The sequence below is a fragment of the Streptomyces sp. CA-251387 genome, assembly GCF_050936625.1.
Taxonomy (GTDB): Bacteria; Actinomycetota; Actinomycetes; order Streptomycetales; family Streptomycetaceae; genus Streptomyces.
Genome location: NZ_JBNJMJ010000001.1, coordinates 4,468,516 through 4,485,000, shown reverse-complemented (window position 1 = coordinate 4,485,000; position 16,485 = coordinate 4,468,516). Strand labels below are relative to the sequence as shown.

The 16,485-nt window shown below is 67.5% G+C and carries 15 protein-coding genes, 2 rRNA genes and 1 pseudogene (1 of these 18 only partly in view); 7 read left to right on the top strand and 11 right to left on the bottom strand.

Features of this window, described 5'->3' with window-relative positions; translation table 11 throughout:
- The 3 genes from ACQEV2_RS20030 to ACQEV2_RS20020 all read left to right on the top strand — a co-directional run.
- Positions 1 to 1,686: ribosomal RNA gene (locus tag ACQEV2_RS20030) — 23S ribosomal RNA — on the top strand; it begins 1,435 nt to the left of the window's first position.
- A 69-nt stretch (positions 1,687 to 1,755) separates the two neighbouring features.
- Positions 1,756 to 1,872: ribosomal RNA gene (rrf, locus tag ACQEV2_RS20025) — 5S ribosomal RNA — on the top strand.
- 70 nt (positions 1,873 to 1,942) lie between these two features.
- Complete coding sequence (locus tag ACQEV2_RS20020; protein WP_433043078.1) at positions 1,943 to 2,488, top strand: GNAT family N-acetyltransferase; 546 nt, start codon at positions 1,943 to 1,945, stop codon at positions 2,486 to 2,488.
- Between the two features lie 32 nt (positions 2,489 to 2,520).
- Here ACQEV2_RS20020 and ACQEV2_RS20015 read toward each other — a convergent pair.
- The 6 genes and pseudogenes from ACQEV2_RS20015 to ACQEV2_RS19990 all read right to left on the bottom strand — a co-directional run bounded on the left by ACQEV2_RS20015 (position 2,521) and on the right by ACQEV2_RS19990 (position 9,899).
- Positions 2,521 to 4,229: pseudogene (locus tag ACQEV2_RS20015) on the bottom strand (TraM recognition domain-containing protein).
- A gap of 54 nt (positions 4,230 to 4,283) precedes the next feature.
- Positions 4,284 to 5,696, bottom strand: coding sequence for an ATP-binding protein (locus ACQEV2_RS20010; protein ID WP_433043075.1), 1,413 nt, complete (start codon positions 5,694 to 5,696; stop codon positions 4,284 to 4,286).
- 6 nt (positions 5,697 to 5,702) lie between these two features.
- A complete protein-coding gene (locus ACQEV2_RS20005; protein ID WP_433043072.1) occupies positions 5,703 to 7,259 on the bottom strand; it encodes an SCO6880 family protein in 1,557 nt (518 codons plus the stop codon).
- Complete coding sequence (locus ACQEV2_RS20000) at positions 7,256 to 8,581, bottom strand: hypothetical protein (protein WP_433043069.1); 1,326 nt, start codon at positions 8,579 to 8,581, stop codon at positions 7,256 to 7,258. The genes ACQEV2_RS20005 and ACQEV2_RS20000 overlap by 4 nt, the downstream gene beginning before the upstream one ends.
- Positions 8,571 to 9,404 carry a hypothetical protein gene (locus ACQEV2_RS19995; RefSeq protein WP_433043066.1) on the bottom strand — a complete coding sequence of 278 codons (834 nt, stop codon included), beginning with the start codon at positions 9,402 to 9,404 and terminating at the stop codon, positions 8,571 to 8,573. The genes ACQEV2_RS20000 and ACQEV2_RS19995 overlap by 11 nt, the downstream gene beginning before the upstream one ends.
- Before the next feature lie 186 nt (positions 9,405 to 9,590).
- A complete protein-coding gene (locus ACQEV2_RS19990) occupies positions 9,591 to 9,899 on the bottom strand; it encodes a hypothetical protein (protein ID WP_004000049.1) in 309 nt (102 codons plus the stop codon).
- Positions 9,900 to 10,267: 368 nt separating this feature from the next.
- On the opposite strand from ACQEV2_RS19990, the gene ACQEV2_RS19985 reads away from it, so the two are divergent.
- Entirely contained in the window at positions 10,268 to 11,188 is a 921-nt protein-coding gene (locus ACQEV2_RS19985) for a hypothetical protein (protein WP_433043063.1), read from the top strand.
- A gap of 4 nt (positions 11,189 to 11,192) precedes the next feature.
- On the top strand, positions 11,193 to 12,017 hold the full coding sequence (locus ACQEV2_RS19980; RefSeq protein ID WP_433043060.1) for a hypothetical protein: 825 nt from the start codon (positions 11,193 to 11,195) through the stop codon (positions 12,015 to 12,017).
- 156 nt (positions 12,018 to 12,173) lie between these two features.
- Here the strand turns inward: ACQEV2_RS19980 and ACQEV2_RS19975 are convergent, their stop codons facing one another.
- Positions 12,174 to 12,776, bottom strand: coding sequence for a TetR/AcrR family transcriptional regulator (locus ACQEV2_RS19975; protein ID WP_433043057.1), 603 nt, complete (start codon positions 12,774 to 12,776; stop codon positions 12,174 to 12,176).
- Positions 12,777 to 12,866: 90 nt separating this feature from the next.
- On the opposite strand from ACQEV2_RS19975, the gene ACQEV2_RS19970 reads away from it, so the two are divergent.
- Positions 12,867 to 13,814, top strand: coding sequence for an oxidoreductase (locus tag ACQEV2_RS19970; protein WP_433043054.1), 948 nt, complete (start codon positions 12,867 to 12,869; stop codon positions 13,812 to 13,814).
- A gap of 59 nt (positions 13,815 to 13,873) precedes the next feature.
- Positions 13,874 to 14,632 carry a PIG-L deacetylase family protein gene (locus ACQEV2_RS19965; protein ID WP_433043051.1) on the top strand — a complete coding sequence of 253 codons (759 nt, stop codon included), beginning with the start codon at positions 13,874 to 13,876 and terminating at the stop codon, positions 14,630 to 14,632.
- Between the two features lie 21 nt (positions 14,633 to 14,653).
- On the opposite strand, the gene ACQEV2_RS19960 is transcribed toward ACQEV2_RS19965, so the two are convergent.
- From ACQEV2_RS19960 to ACQEV2_RS19945, 4 genes are all read right to left on the bottom strand, one after another.
- Entirely contained in the window at positions 14,654 to 15,001 is a 348-nt protein-coding gene (locus ACQEV2_RS19960) for a DUF1330 domain-containing protein (protein ID WP_433043048.1), read from the bottom strand.
- Positions 15,002 to 15,107: 106 nt separating this feature from the next.
- On the bottom strand, positions 15,108 to 15,335 hold the full coding sequence (locus ACQEV2_RS19955; RefSeq protein WP_433043045.1) for a DUF397 domain-containing protein: 228 nt from the start codon (positions 15,333 to 15,335) through the stop codon (positions 15,108 to 15,110).
- On the bottom strand, positions 15,328 to 15,525 hold the full coding sequence (locus tag ACQEV2_RS19950; protein ID WP_433043042.1) for a DUF397 domain-containing protein: 198 nt from the start codon (positions 15,523 to 15,525) through the stop codon (positions 15,328 to 15,330). Before ACQEV2_RS19950 ends, ACQEV2_RS19955 begins: the two co-directional genes overlap by 8 nt.
- A gap of 9 nt (positions 15,526 to 15,534) precedes the next feature.
- Positions 15,535 to 16,380, bottom strand: coding sequence for a helix-turn-helix domain-containing protein (locus ACQEV2_RS19945; protein ID WP_433043039.1), 846 nt, complete (start codon positions 16,378 to 16,380; stop codon positions 15,535 to 15,537).
- Positions 16,381 to 16,485 lie beyond the last annotated feature (105 nt).

The window sequence follows — 16,485 nt, the reverse complement described above, 5'->3', positions numbered from 1 at the left end:
CAAGCTGATCTGCCCAGGGTAAGTCGGGACCTAAGGCGAGGCCGACAGGCGTAGTCGATGGATAACCGGTTGATATTCCGGTACCCGCTGTGAAGCGTCAAACATCGAACCAGGCGATGCTAAGTCCGTGAAGCCGCCCCGGAGCCTTCGGGCAAAGGGGAGTGGTGGAGCCGACGAACCAGACCTGTAGTAGGTGAGTGATGGGGTGACGCAGGAAGGTAGTCCATCCCGGGCGGTGGTTGTCCCGGGGTAAGGGTGTAGGACGTCAGGTAGGTAAATCCGCCTGGTAATAGTCTGAGACCTGATGCCGAGCCGATTGTGGTGAAGTGGATGATCCTATGCTGTCGAGAAAAGCCTCTAGCGAGTTTCATGGCGGCCCGTACCCTAAACCGACTCAGGTGGTCAGGTAGAGAATACCGAGGCGTTCGGGTGAACTATGGTTAAGGAACTCGGCAAAATGCCCCCGTAACTTCGGGAGAAGGGGGGCCAGCTCTGGTGAGAGGACTTGCTCCTCGAGCTGGGGGTGGCCGCAGAGACCAGCGAGAAGCGACTGTTTACTAAAAACACAGGTCCGTGCGAAGCCGTAAGGCGATGTATACGGACTGACGCCTGCCCGGTGCTGGAACGTTAAGGGGACCGGTTAGCTCCATTTCGGTGGGGCGAAGCTGAGAACTTAAGCGCCAGTAAACGGCGGTGGTAACTATAACCATCCTAAGGTAGCGAAATTCCTTGTCGGGTAAGTTCCGACCTGCACGAATGGCGTAACGACTTCTCGACTGTCTCAACCATAGGCCCGGTGAAATTGCACTACGAGTAAAGATGCTCGTTTCGCGCAGCAGGACGGAAAGACCCCGGGACCTTTACTACAGTTTGATATTGGTGTTCGGTTCGGCTTGTGTAGGATAGCTGGGAGACTGTGAAGCTTGGACGCCAGTTCAGGTGGAGTCGTCGTTGAAATACCAGTCTGGTCGTGCTGGATGTCTAACCTGGGTCCGTGATCCGGATCAGGGACAGTGTCTGATGGGTAGTTTAACTGGGGCGGTTGCCTCCTAAAGGGTAACGGAGGCGCCCAAAGGTTCCCTCAGCCTGGTTGGCAATCAGGTGTTGAGTGTAAGTGCACAAGGGAGCTTGACTGTGAGACCGACGGGTCGAGCAGGGACGAAAGTCGGGACTAGTGATCCGGCGGTGGCTTGTGGAAGCGCCGTCGCTCAACGGATAAAAGGTACCCCGGGGATAACAGGCTGATCTTCCCCAAGAGTCCATATCGACGGGATGGTTTGGCACCTCGATGTCGGCTCGTCGCATCCTGGGGCTGGAGTCGGTCCCAAGGGTTGGGCTGTTCGCCCATTAAAGCGGTACGCGAGCTGGGTTTAGAACGTCGTGAGACAGTTCGGTCCCTATCCGCTGTGCGCGTAGGAGTCTTGAGAAGGGCTGTCCCTAGTACGAGAGGACCGGGACGGACGAACCTCTGGTGTGCCAGTTGTTCTGCCAAGGGCATGGCTGGTTGGCTACGTTCGGGAGGGATAACCGCTGAAAGCATCTAAGCGGGAAGCCTGCTTCGAGATGAGGACTCCCACCCACTTGATGGGGTAAGGCTCCCAGTAGACGACTGGGTTGATAGGCCGGATCTGGAAGCACGGTAACGTGTGGAGGTGACCGGTACTAATAGGCCGAGGGCTTGTCCATAGAGGCTCGCGTCCACTGTGTCAGTTCTGAGGCAACGACCGTGTTTTTTCCGGTCTAACTTCATAGTGTTTCGGTGGTCATAGCGTGAGGGAAACGCCCGGTTACATTCCGAACCCGGAAGCTAAGCCTTACAGCGCCGATGGTACTGCAGGGGGGACCCTGTGGGAGAGTAGGACACCGCCGAACAAATTTTGAGAAAACCCCCGGCCGGGGATACCGGTTCGGGGGTTTTCTGCGTTCCGCTACCGTGGCCGGCATGAACTACGTGATCCGGTCCATACGTGCCGACGAGTGGCCCGCCGCGAAGGAGCTGCGGCTGACCGCGCTGCAGGACCCCGTCGCGCACCTCGCTTTTCTGGAGACCTATGAGGAGGCCGTGGCCCGGCCCGATTCCTTCTGGCAGGAGCGGGCCGCCGGGGCCTGTGAAGGGGCCGACAAGGCGCAGACGATCATCGCCGAGGGGCCGGACGGGCGGTGGGTCGGGACGGTGACCGTGCTTCTGGAGGAGCCGGGGACGATCGACTGGGCCGGGTTTCCCGTGGAGCGGAAGCAGGGGCATGTCGTCGGTGTCTTCGTACGGCCCGAGGAGCGGGGCGGCGGACTGACCGAGGTGCTGTTCGATGCCGCCCTGGAGTGGGCCTGGGCGCGGGGTGCCGAGCGGACGCGGCTCATTGTGCATGAGGACAACGGGCGGGCGTCGCGGTTCTACCGCAGGGTGGGGTTCGTGCCGAGCGGCCTTGTCGTGCCCTTGGACGGCAGGCCGGACGAGAAGGAGCTGGAGTTCGTCCTCGAGCGGCCGTAGCGGCCAAGCGGGCGGCCCGTTGGCCGGTCGGCCTACACCGGCAGTTCGTCGTGCGGCCAGCGGGAGCGGGCCTGTTCCCTGGACCGGAGCAGGGCCAGGGTCGGCATACCCCGGTCCGCTCCGGTGGCCAGCAGCTCCGGGAGCTGGGGAAGCGGAGCCACGGCGGCGACGTCGTCCAGGACGAGCGTCAGTGGTGGGTCGAGGCGACCGGAGGATGACCGTTCGGCCATGCGCCGGCCGCGCTCGACCACGCTTGCGGCGAGGGCCGTCAGGAGTGGCATGGCGCCCGGGTTGGCTCGGGGGTCCTCGAGGGATTCACCCACTAGATAAAGCGTGCCCCCTTCATGGACGTAGGAATCCAAGGCGAGGGCATCAGTTCGGTTTGGAGTGCAGGCCTCTCGGACGTTGACGGTGTGGAGCGCGGAGAGGGTTCTCGTGGTCAACTCCTGGGCCATGTCACGGCGTTCGGGGTGGGCCGTGAGGGCTGCTTCGAGTTCGCCTGCCGCGCCTGGGGCGGCCTTCGGGTTCGTACGGAGGATTCGTACGGCGTCCTGCACCTGGGTGCCCTGGGACCAGCGGTGGACGTGGCGGATGGTGCGGCCGTCGATGGCGGCAGCGTGGAGGTAGCTGCGCAGGAGCGTTTCGGCTACCGCCGCGAGAGCCTGGTCCAGTTTGGAGGTGGGGCGGACCGGGGCGAGGAGGGCGGCCGCTCGGTCTGTTGCTGTTCTCTTGTCCTCGCAGCCCGTGGTGGGGGACCAGTGGAGGCGGGCCGGGGTGTCGCAGAGGTGGGTGGGGTCGTAGAGGTGGACCGGGCCCAGTTTGGCTCTGGCGTCTTTGGTTTCCTGCCAGAGCGCTGGGTTCGAGGTGACTACGAGGGTGGGGCCTTCCGCATCGCGTACCGCTCGGGTGGCGGTTTGCTGGCGGCTTTCCCTTGGCGCTACGAGGATCTTTTCCCAGCCGCCCACCCGTTCGGCAAGCAACGGGCCGTGGGGCCCCGCCTCAGGCACCGCCCCCTCGCTGTGTTCCGTCGCCCCCGCCACCGTCGTCGGTCGGCCCGCGTCAGGACGTACACCCTGCGGCTGGTATCCGCCGCCCTGCCACGCCCCCGTCGCCTGCCCCTCCGTCCGCGGCGCCGGCACCTCGCCGTGCGCCGACGCCGGACGGAAGCCGGCGCTCCCGGCGTCAGAACCGGCGGCCTCGGTGCCCGATCCCCAAGTACCTGCGACGCCAATGCCCGCAGTTCCAGTGGCCTCAGCCCCCGAGCCCCAATCCCCCGCTGCCCCACTGCCCGAGAGCCCCGGCGACCCCGTCGGTCCTGCCGGCCCCATCGGTCCCGCGGAAGCCCCCGCACCCCCGCCTTCCCCGCACGCCGCCCCGCCCGGACCGCGCGCCACCTCGCCACCGTCCCCAGCACGAACACCGTGAGGACGACCAGCACCATGCACTGGCCGATGAACAGGCCCCAGAAGAGTCCGTACCCCGAGAGCTGGCCCGGCGGGGTGTCCGGCCAGGCGCCGGGGATGTCGTGGGGCTTTTCGATCAGGTGGCGCATGGCGAGGGGGGTGCGGGTGAAGGTGACCCCGGACGGCCAGGTGCCGTGGGCGAACAACGCTGCCAGGCCCGTTGCCGTCCAGACCAGCAGCGTCATGCCGAGGAGGAAGGCGAGTATGCCGATCAGCAGGCCGTCGGGGATACCTCCCTGGCTGCCCCGGCCTTCCCGGATATCCCGGCTGTCCCTGATGTCCCTGCTGTTCCGGTGTCCGTGGTGGTCGTCCGGTCTCACGTTGCCTGCCCCTTACGCCACCGTCGATTCTGAGTCGCCCAGGTGTTGTTCCACGAAGGCCGCCGCCCGCTCCTCCGCCTCCAGCTCGGCGGCGCGCAGGGCGTCGTCGGTGAGGTGGTCGCTCGACGACTCGGTCATCGCGCGGTCGGTGAAGACCAGGGGGCGTTCGGTCTCGGTGACCAGGTGTTTGACGACCTGGACGTTGCCGTTGACGTCCCACACCGCGATGCCGGGAGTCAGGGTCGGGATGATCTCCACTGCCCAGCGGGGGAGGCCCAGGACCCGGCCCGTCGCCCTCGCTTCGTCGGCCTTCTGGGCGTAGATCGTCCGTGTCGACGCCATCTTCAGGATCGCCGCGGCCTCCTTCGCCGCCGCTCCGTCCACGACGTCCGACAGGTGGTGGACCACCGCGACGAAGGAGAGACCGAGTCGGCGGCCGAACTTCAGCAGGCGCTGGAACAGCTGGGCCACGAACGGGCTGTTGATGATGTGCCAGGCCTCCTCGACCAGGAAGATGCGCTTCTTCCGGTCGGGGCGGATCCAGGTGTGCTCCAGCCAAACGCCGACGATCGCCATCAGGATCGGCATGGCGATGGAGTTGCGGTCGATGTGGGACAAATCGAACACAATAAGCGGCGCGTCGAGGTCGATGCCGACCGTCGTCGGGCCGTCGAACATGCCGCGCAGGTCACCGTCGACGAGACGGTCCAGCACCAGCGCCACGTCCAGGCCCCATGCCCGTACGTCGTCTATGGCGACGTTCATCGCCTCGGCCGACTCCGGCTCGGGGTGCCGTAGCTGTTCGACGATGTCGGTCAGGACCGGCTGGCGCTCGATGATGGTCTCGTTGACGTAGGCGTGCGCGACCTTCAGGGCGAAGCCGGAGCGCTCGTCGAGGCCGTGGCCCATCGCGACCTCGATGATGGTTCGCAAGAGCGCCAGCTGGCCCGTCGTCGTGATCGCGGGGTCGAGCGGGTTGAGGCGGATGCCGTGGTCCAGGGCCGCCATCGGGTCCAGGCGGATCGGAGTTATCCCCAGCTCCTGCGCGATGAGGTTCCACTCGCCGACGCCGTCCTCGCCCTGGGCGTCCAGGACGACGACCTGGCGGTCGCGGAAGCGCAGTTGGCGGAGCACATACGTCTTCTCGAGCGCGGACTTGCCGTTTCCCGACTCGCCGAGGACCAGCCAGTGCGGGGCGGGGAGCTGCTGGCCGTACAGCTGGAAGGGGTCGTAGATGTAGCCCTTGCCGGAATACACCTCGCGGCCGATGATCACCCCCGAGTCGCCCAGTCCCGGCGCGGCGGTCGGGAGGTAGACCGCCTGGGCCTGGCCCGTCGACGTGCGCACCGGCAGCCGGGTCGTCTCGACCTTCCCGAAGAGGAAGGACGTGAAGGCGTCGGTGAGGACGGACAGCGGGTCCCGCATCAGGTCCTACCTCCGAATGCCGGTGGCGAAGGGGAGTGTGTTGACGAATGCCCGGTGGTGCTCACGGTCGCACCATTCCAGCTTCAGATACGACTTTCCGGCGGACGCCCGGATGGTCCGCTTGTCGCGGGCCAGGGCCTCGGGGGTGCGGGAGGAGACGGTGATGTAGCCGACGAGGTTGACGCCGGCGGCTCCGCTGGCGAGGTCTTCGCCGCGCTGGTCGAGGCGGTTGTGGGCGGCGACGTCACGGGGGTCGACCGTGCGGTTCATCTTGGCGGCGCGGCTCGCCTCGGCCTCGTCGTTGGTCTTCTCGGTCAGCATGCGCTCGATGGCGATCTCGGTGGGTTCGAGGTCCATCGTGACGGCGACCGTGCGGATGACGTCCGGGGTGTGGACGAGGAGTGGCGCCAGGAAGTTGACGCCCACCGGGGTCATCGGCCACTCCTTCACCCAGGCCGTGGCGTGGCACCAGGGGGCGCGGGTGGCGGACTCCCGGGTCTTCGCCTGGAGGAACGTCGGCTCCATGGCGTCCAGCTCGGCCGGCCAGGCGTTGCGTTTCGTCATGGCCTGGATGTGGTCGATCGGGTGGTCCGGGTCGTACATGGAGTGGATGAGGGAGGCCAGACGGCCCTGCCCGAGGGGCTGGCGGACGCGGATGTCCGCCTCCTGGAGGCGGGAGCAGATGTCGGTCAGTTCGCGCGCCATGACGACCGCGAGACCCGAGTCCCGGTCGACCTTGCCGCCGTGCGGGCGGGCGGCGCGGGCCATCGCCATGGCCTCGGCGGCCAGTTCGCGCGTGTAGTGCATGCAGGCGACGAGGTAGGCGCGGTGCTGCTCGCTGCTCGTCGACACCATCGACTGGAGTTGGTCGTACGACTGCTGCAGCCATCCCGGGGCCCGGTCGTCGCCGCGTACGGCGACGTCCTTGGCGTGGGCGTCCGGGTCGGCGGGGAGGGTGCGGGCGAGCATCTGCAGCCGGGTCACGAAGCCGTCGCCGTTCGCGACGTGCTTGAGGAGGGTGCCGAAGCGGTCGACGAGGGCTTCCTGGTCTTCGGAGTCGCGCAGGCCGACGCCCGGGCCCTCGATCTCGATGGCCGCTGTGACGGTTCGGCGGTCGGCGTGGAGCAGTACGGCGATCTCGTCGGGGCCGAAGGGGGCGGCCAGCCAGGTGATGCGGCCGATGCCGGGCGGCGGCCCGACCTCGACCTCACGGCCGTCCAGGCGCGTGCCGGCCTCCATGGCGGCGGAGCGGTAGGTCGTGCCCTGGCGGAGGGTGCGCTTGTAGCTGCGGTTGATCTCGAACCACTTGTAGAAGGTCCGGTGCTTGTACGGCACGTAGACCGCGGCCAGCGCGAGCAGCGGGAAGCCCATGAGCAGCACGATGCGCACGGACAGGACGGGGACGAGGAGCCCACACATCATGCCGAGGAACGCGCCGCCGATGATCAACGCGATCTCGCCGGTCTCACGGTTCCGGCCGACGATCGCGTTCGGCCGGGCGCGGCCGATCAGATATGTACGGCGGGGCGTGACCGGATGGGACACGTGGGACTCGGTCGTCAACGCCCGTCACCTCCTGAACGAGTGCTGCTGTTGCGGGTGTTGCTGGCGTGCGGGGTGTTCACGGGGCTGCTCGAGCGGGGTGCGGGTGCGGCGGAGGGGACAGATCCGCCGCCCCCGTTCGAGGGGCGCGAACTGTGCGCGGCGACGCCGCCGGAGGCGGGGTTCGAGGGGCGGGGAGAGCTCGACTGGCCTGAGCCGCCCTTGTTGTCCGCGCGGGAGCTGTGCGTCTTGATGCCCTGGGCGACGAGGGTCGCCGGGGAGCTGATCACGGCGGCGGCCTTGCTTTCGGCGCCGCGCATGATGCGGTTGTTGCGGGTGTTCGCGATCTCGTCGCCGAAGCCGGGGACGAAGCGGTAGATCATCGCCGAGGCGAAGATCGCGAGCAGGATGATGGCGAGGCCGGAGACCACGGCGGCGAGGGAGTCGGGGCCCTCTTCCGTGGCGAGGGCGCCGGCGAGGCCGAGGACGATGACGATCACGGGTTTGACCAGGATGACCGCGATCATGATGCCGGCCCAGCGGCGGACGTGGCCCCACAGGTCCTTGTCCACGAGGCCCGCGTAGACGACGACGCCGAGCAGGGCGCCGACGTACAGCAGTACGGCCCGCAGATACAGCTCCAGGTAGAGGATGCCCGCGGCGAGGATGGAGATCAGCGACACCAGCATCAGCATGATCGGGCCGCCGCCGATGTCGTTGCCCTTGTTGAGGGCCTCGGAGAACGTGCCGAAGAACGTGTCCGTCTGGTCGCCGGTGGCCTTCGCGAGGACATCACTGACGCCGTCGGTCGCCGAGACGACCGTGTAGAGGATGAGCGGTGTGAAGGCGGACGCCAGCACGGTGAGCCAGAGGAACCCGATGGCCTCCGACAGGGCCGTCGCGAGCGGGACGCCCCGGACGGCCCTCTTGGCCACGGCGAGCAGCCACAGGAGCAGCGTGAGGATCGCCGAGGCCGCGAAGACCACGGCGTAGTGCTTCAGGAACGTGAGGTTCGTGAAGTCGACGGTCGCGGTCTCCTTCACGGCCTTGCTGAGCTGGTCGACGGTCCAGGAGGCGGCGTCGGCACAGCCCTTGGCGAGGGAGGAGAGGGGGTCGAGGGTGGAGGCGGGGTCGGTTAGGGAGGGGGTGCGGCCGCCTCCGCCGTTGTCCTTTTCGCAGTAGTCCTTTGCGGGGCCACGGATAAGGTCGCAGGGGTCATTGCTGCCTGAGGGCGTGGGTGTGGGCGTGGGTGCGGCGAGGGCGCGGGTGGCCAGCACAACCGCTGTGGTTTGTACGGTGGCGAAGACCGCGGTGACCTTGAGGAAGCGGCGGTTAGCGCGCATAGGTGAACCCTCCGTACACCTCGACGGCCTTCGTCATGTCGTCGGCAGTGGAGGCCCTCTGGTCCCGTCCGACGGGCACGGGTCCGTCCTTCTGCTGGAAGTCGGTGACTTTCCAGTCGTTGTTGACCCACTTCAGCTGGTAGGTCGTGGTGTACCAGCTCTCGGACACCGGGTTGGTCGAGCCGTCGCCGGAGAGGCCGAAGAGGGACGTGTACCAGACCTCGACAGTCGCGGCACTCTCGGTGAACGACGTGGTCTTGGTGCCCACTGGGATGATCCGGGAGACGAACGTCTGGCCCGCCGGTGCGGCGCCGTCCTTGTCGAGGCCGATGTTCGTCAGGAACTCCTCGCTGGAGTACGCGTTGTCCAGGTCCGCCTGCCGGCCGGCGGCGACGTCGGGGGCGTAGACCGTGTTGACGATCTCGTGCCGTCTGGCCGTGTTGAACATCTCGGCGGAGCCCAGGGCCACGGAGTAGTTGGCCGCCGCACTCTGAGCCCCTTGCTCGTCACGCGCGAACCCCGCCGGAATCCCCCCGGCCTCCCCCTGCACCGGCCGTGCCCCGCTCGCCGCCGTGGCCGAAGAATTCGGCTGGTTCTCGTCGGCGCCCGCGGAAGCGGAGTCGTCGCCTCCACGGTTCGCGAAGGCGATCGCTGCGATGAGGAGGGCCACCACGCCGACCACGGTGACCAGGCTCCGGGACGACGAGCGGCCACCCCGTCGCGCGCCTCCGTACACGTCACCGCCGCCTTCCGGCAGCCGGGTGCGGGTCTGACCCGTGCCTCCGTAACCGCCGGAGGCCTCCCGCTCGTCTCCGAGACTCATGCCGCGTACGCCCCCTCGGCGTCGGACGAAAACACGTTGGAGTACGACGGTAGCCGTGCTGGTTCCCGCATGGGCGCGGTGTGGTGACTCGACATCAGGGAAACGCAACCTCAGCCGGTGGGCACGACGGGTGGGTGGGGGACTAGGACCGGGCGTGCCCGGAGCGGACGGAGGAGAGGGAGGCCGCTAGACGGCCATGCCGTACACGATGGTGAACAGCGTGCCCAGTGAGCCGATGATGAAGACGCCGGTCAGCCCCGCGATGATGAGGCCCTTGCCCTGTTCCGCGCTGAAGGTGTCGCGCAGGGCCGTCGCGCCGATGCGTTGCTTCGCCGCGCCCCAGATGGCGATGCCGAGGCAGATCAGGATGGCCACCGCCATCACGACCTCGATCATCACCTTCGCCTCGTTGCCCAGGCTGCCGAAGGGGCCCCAGTCCGGAGCGATCCCGCCGATGATGGTGTTGATGTCGCCCTTATCGGCCGCAAAGAGCATGTAAGTCACCGCCCCTGTTGGGTAGTTCCGCAGTCCCCTGCGCTGCGCAGAGGTCAGGCCTCATTCTCGCCGACATTGTCGCCGTCGTATGTCGACTTGGCGTCATTGATGGGCGGGATTCGTACGAATACCTCGTACGGTCACTCTGTGTATCACGGCAGGTCACGCCGGGCAATGAGGCCTGAGCGGAACCTGTCGTGTGGTTGTGTCGTTAGCCCTCTTCACACCGGGTGCCGTTTCTGACGGCTGGTCGGGTGACTGGCTGGGTGGCGGTTCGCGCCGTTGTTCTCAGGGTGAAGGCTACCCGGCGGTGTCGCCTGTGGGTCCGATGGTCCGCCCGGGCGGGATTGGTGACGGAGGGTCATCCGATGAACGCCGAAGAGGCGGACAACGAGGCCGCGACGGAACTGCGCACCATTCGAGCCCTGACCGAGATCGAGGACCCCAAGCTGGTCTCGCAGGCTCTCGACGAGAACAGCCCGCTGGCCATAGCGCTGCGCCTGCAGTACCTCGACGGGGTGCACCGCATCAACGTCTCGCCGGCCCAGATCGACGCGGTGAACCGGGCAGCAGCGGAGACGGGCATGAGTAAGAAGCTGCTGCTCGCCATCCTGTGGCAGGAACAGCAGTGGTGGCAGAACCATGACCGGGATCTGAAGGGGCCGCTGCCGTGGGGCGGGGGGCTCTTCGACTGGACGCTCCGGGAGACGCTGAAGCCGGACAAGTCGCTGGGGATCACGCATATGAAGCTGGAGACGATACGAGAGACGCTCCGCAATAACGGAGACTTCTTCCAGACAGCGGACGGTGGACGAGTAGCGGATCTGAGTGACAGTCAGCTCACCAAGTACGTCGAGCAGAACCCGAACGAAGCCATTCGCTTGAGTGCGTACCACCTCAAGGATCTACGCGACAAGGACGAGTACGGAGCCGGTACGGACAAGCAACTGTTCACGCTGTACGCGGCCGATACGCAGGGCGTACGGGAGAAGAACGAGACCTACGGGGACGACTCCGCGCACCGTGGCGGCGACATCAAGACCCGGGGCGAGAACTGGGACCGTGTCGAACCGCACATTGACGACACGCTGGCGTGGGATGCGCTGAGCGACGAGGAACGCGCCCAAGCCATCGATCAGATCGAGAGCCAGACCCCGGCTGGGCACAACGTGAGCATTGACCCGATCTACGATACGGCCGGTATGGGCGGCGGCACGGGCACGGGCCGACCGGAACCCGGCACGCCGTCACCGAGTCCCAACCCGCCGCCGACTCCGCCCAAGGAGTAGTCCGTTGAAGCGCAAAATGCGACCTGTCGCCCTGATATGTCTTTGCGCTGTCTTCCTGGCCGGATGCACGGACGAGACGACGGGCGGAACGCCGCCCAAGCCGATCCCGGGTAACGTCCCGAAGGGCCCCGACTTCGAGACGACAGACGACCTGGCGTCGGCACTGGACCGGGCAAAGATCCCGTGCCCCGTCCTCGGCAGGTCGCCCAGCGGTGACGCCACCAGATGCGGTGCCGAGTTCGGGAACGGGGAGCCAGTCGAGCTCGAACTCCATGTGGACACCCCCAGCCATCTGGGCACCGCCATCTTTTCGCGCCGCAACCCGCCCTACCAGCACACCCTGGTAGCCGCCGGCAACTGGTACATCCGTGTCATGGACCCCGACTTCGCCCCCCGCGTGGCCAAGGCCCTGCACGCCGTCGTCCTCAAGCCCCTGGGCGAGACCAGTGCTCCCGACCAGCCTCCGTACAAGGACCAGCTTCCCGAGATCCCGGGCAAACCCACCTACAAGAACCTCGAGGTGTTGGCCGACAAGGTGGACGCAGCCGTGGGATGTACGGGCCGGGACGAAGGCGACAACGACCCGGCGCTGAGCTGGAAGTCTCTGAACTGCACCACGGGCAGGGGAGGGCAGCAGCACCAAGAGCACTGCGCTGACCTCGCCATCTACGACGATGCGCGGTCGCGCGATGAGGGGCTCTGGTCGAAGATCACCGGTGGACAGACTCCCAAGGGCCTGGTCGCCGGCTCCAACTGGTCGGTGGCCCTGTGCGACGAGGCTCTGGTGGACGACGTGGTGAAGCGAGTGGGCGGGGTCGAAGTCCGGTGACTCACCGCCAGGGGGGACGGCTCGCTTCCTGCGGAGGGTGAACTGGGAGTGGATCAAGGTCATCGCTCCACGAAACTCGGGTGAGCGGCCGCTGGATGTTCGGCCGTGACCGAATGCGCACTCCCATCGGCCGGGCGCGGCGTTGCGGTTTGATCGTCAGCGGGGCTTCAAGCCGTGCAGCAAGTGGTGGACCAGGTCCTGTACGCCCGCCAGTGCCGCCTCCGGTGTCAGCCAGCCCGCGGCGATGAAGCCGGCCACGCCGTGGAGGGCGGCGCCTGTGACGAGGTTGAGGGATTCGGGGTCGCCCTCGATGATCTCGCCGCGTTTCTGGGCGTCCGCGAGGACGCGTTCGAGGCTTCCGACCGTGCGGTCGACGGCCGCCGCCATCTGCTCGGAGGCGCCGGGGTCGTGCTTGCGGGCGTACATGAGCTCCAGGAGCTCGGCGTTGTCGATGGCGAAGGTGAGGTAGGCGCGGGCCAGGGCGGTGAGCCGGGGCTCCAGGGGGAGTGCCGGATCCTCGGCCGCGCTCAGTGCCTGGGCGAGCCGCTCGTATCCGGCCAGGGCGAGGGCGTTGAGCAGGGCCTGCTTGTCCTTGAAGTGCCGGCCGGGGGCGGCGTGGCTGACGCCGACCTCGCGGGCCAGTTCGCGGAGTGAGAGGGAGGCGGCGCCCTTCTCACGCAGGGTGCGTTCCGCGGCGGCGAGCAGGGCGGCGCGCAGGTCTCCGTGGTGGTAGGGGCGGCTCTCGGGCATGGACACCATCGTAGCTTGATGTTGGCGATGCCATCTTTGTTGGCGTCGTCAGCATTGTTGTCATTGACAGCATTGTTGGCGGCGCCTACATTCGAGGGCATGGTTGATGACAAGGGGAAGAAGATGAACAGCACGAACAAGACGAACAAGGCATGGGACGCGACCCGCCTTCCCGACCTCGCCGGCCGCACGGCCGTCGTCACCGGCGCCAACAGCGGCATCGGCCTCAGGGCCGCGGACGCGCTGGCCCGCGCGGGCGCGCACGTCGTGTTCGCCGTACGGGACGTGGAGCGGGGCCGGGCGGCAGCTTCGACGGTGAACGGCAGCACCGAGGTGCGGCGCCTGGACCTGGCGGATCTCGCCTCCGTACGGGAGTTCGCGGACGCCTGGCAGGGGCGGCCCCTGGACCTGCTGATCAACAACGCGGGCGTGATGATGCTGCCGCAGCAGCGGACGGCGGACGGCTTCGAGATGCAGTTCGGCACCAACCACCTCGGCCACTTCGCGCTGACGAACCTGCTCCTGCCGTATGTCACCGACCGGGTGGTGACGGTGTCGTCCGGCGCCCACCGCTGGTTCGGCGCGAGGATCCGCTTCGAGGACCTGAACTGGAGCTCCGGCTACGACCCGAACCGCGCCTACGCCCAGTCGAAGCTGGCGAACCTGCTCTTCACGCTGGAACTCCAGCGCCGCCTGACGGAGTCCGGCTCCCCGGTGCGCGCCCTGGCCGCCCACCCCGGCTATTCCGCCACCAACCTGCAGAGTCACGCGGGAAGCACGGTGATGCGCGGGCTCATGAAGATCGGCAACCGGTTCTTCGCCCAGGACGACAGGGCGGGTGCGCTGCCGACGCTGTACGCGGCGACGCAGGATCTGCCCGGGGCGAGCTACGTCGGCCCCGACGGGTTGGGCGAGATGCGGGGTGCGCCGACGCTGGTGGGGCGGTCGGCGGCGGCGAGTGATGCGGACGTGGCGCGGCGGTTGTGGACGGTGTCGGAGGAACTGACGGGGGTGAGCTGGCCGTTGGAGCAGGTGGGCATCGGGTGACCTCGAGGCCTGAGTCTTCTTCGGTCCTCTTCGGTCCTCTTCGCGGAGGTGTTCGCTCGATGCCGCTGCCGAGCCTGCTCGGGGTCTTCGCCCACCCGGACGACGAGGCCCTGTTCTCCGGGGGAGTCCTCGCCCGGCATGCGGCCCAAGGTGCCCGCACCGCGGTCGTCACGGCGACCTGGGCCCCGGACACGCGGCGCGGCGCCGAACTCGCCGAGGCGCTGCGGATCCTCGGCGCCGGTGAGCCTAGGATGCTCGGTTACGCCGACGCGGGGGTGCCGTCGTCCGCGCCCGGCAGCCCGCGGCTGTGCGAGGCGCCGCTCGACGAGGCGGTGGGGCGGCTGGTCGCCCACATACGGCAGTTCCGCCCGGAGATCGTGGTCACCCACGACGCGTACGGCGGGCTGACGGGCCATCCCGACCATGTGCACACCCACCGCGTCACCACGCTCGCCGTCCAGGCCGCCGGCCTCGAACGCCTCTACCCGGACGCCGGCGCCCCCTGGCGGCCGAGCGCCCTCTACCTCGCCACCCACCCGCACTCGGCCCTCGGCGCGCTGCAGGAACTGGCCCGTGCGAGCAAGGGCATGAACACGGTTCCGGACGAACGGGTCACCGCGACCGTCGATGTGAGCCCCTGGCTGAAGCAGAAGTGGGCCGCCGTACTGGCCCATCGCACCGAGGTGGAGCGGGGGGCCGCCCCCGGCCTGCTCGCCGGCTTCCCGGAGGACGTCCGGGGACGGATCCTCTCCACCGAGTGGTACATCCGGCAGGACCCCGTCTTCACCGGGCCGGCTCAGACGGAACTGACAGCTTGAGCGAGGGGGCGGGGGACGCGGTCACGTCTCCTGCAGCGCCGCCCGCATCGCTTTCGCCGTGGTGGCCGGGTCGTAGTCCTCGGGGACGCCCTCGACGAGGATGATGTCGCCCTCGATGTGCCGGGAGCGCAGGGGCGCGATCTCCTGATAGGCGGGCGAGTCCCACCACGCCCTCGCCTCGACGATCCCGGGAAACCCGATCACCACGACGTGCCCCGGCCAACTGCCCTCCTTCGTCTCGTGCGGCGTGGCGTGCACGAGGAAGCGGCCGCCGTACGGTTCGAAGGTGGCGGGGATGCGCTCGATGTACTCGGCGATGTCCGGGTGCGGGGCGGCGTCCCGGAGGTGGGCGATGGCGTAGGCGGGCATGGCGGTCCTTCCGTTCGATTCGTTCGGTCGGGTCCTTGTGCTCACGAGCGTGGCACGCGGGTTCGCCGGGATCGATGACCTGCCAGGTAATGGGACGCCGGGGAGTTCACTCCACGAAGTGGTCGAACTCGCCTGCCTGTACGCCCAGTACGAAGGCGTCCCACTTGCGGCGGTTGGTGGTGACCACGTTGTCCGGGTCGCTGGTCTCGCGGATGTAGACGGGCGCCTCGCCGTCGTCGCCCTCGCCGAAGGCGATCTCGATCCAGGGGCCCGGGCCGGTTGTGTCGGGTGGGGCGGCGCGTTCCCAGGTGAGGTTCGGGGGGATGTCAGGCACGGGCGGTTTCTTCCTTGACGGTCTTGAGGGTGGTGAGCAGGGCTTCGAAGGCGGCCGGGGTGGCCTTGAGTATGGCGCCGGTGGGGTCGCTGCTCTCCGTCAGGCGGATCGTTTCGGTTGTGGTGGCGACGTGGACACAGGACTCGCCTTCGCCACAGTACGAGGACTTCTGCCAGGAGGTGCTGAACATGTCTGCCTCTCAGAGGGACCGGATGATGTTGTGGATCAGGGCGCGTGATTCCAGCTCGATCAGGCTGAGGGCCATCAGGCGATCCAGGACCTTGCGGTACTTGTCGAGTTGAGCCTCGGCGTCCAGCAGGGCGATGCCGTGCGACTGGTCGAGCTGGACGGTGTCCAGCTGCGGTACGGCTCCGTGCACGTAGTAAATGGGCTGGCCCGCTCCGGGGTAACCGCCGGCGTCGAACGGGATGACGCGGATCGAGATGTTGGGGTGTTCGCTCATCTTGAGCAGGTGCTTGAGCTGCTGTCTGGCGACGTCCCGTCCGCCGAACCTCATGCGCAGGGCGGCCTCGTGGATGACTGCCCGATAGGGAATCGGATCCTTCTGGAAGAGCACCGCCTGGCGCTTGATCCGGAAGGAGGCGCGGTGCTCCACCTCGGGGGGTGAGAGTTCGGGCACGACCTGGCGGAACACCTCGCGGGCGTGGTCCAGCGTCTGAAGAAGGCCTGGGATGCCCGATGTGTGGGCGGTGCGCAGCGCGGTGCCGTGATACTCCAGCTCGGCGAGGTCCAGTAGGCCAGCAGGGAGGATCTCGCGGTACTCCTCCCACCAACCGCGCTTGCGGTCGGGGGTCATGGCGGCGAGTGCCTCGACGAGGTCCTTGTCGGAACAGTCGTAGTGGCAGGCGATGGTGCGCAGCCGGTCGGGGCTCACGCCGTGGCGACCGGCCTCTATGTTGCTGACCTGGTTCTGCTTGATTCCGAGAAGCTGCGCGGCCTGTGTCGAGGTCAGACCGGCGCGCTCGCGCAGTTTGCGCAGCTCGGCCCCCAGCCGGAGTTGACGGCCGGTAGGCGTGCTTCTCATGGCCAACGTTCGACTCCTTTGTCACCCACACGCATGAACATTGAAGTCGTTCAGGCACCTAGGTCTAACAACTTACAACTTGCCGCTAACTTCATGTGCAGGCGC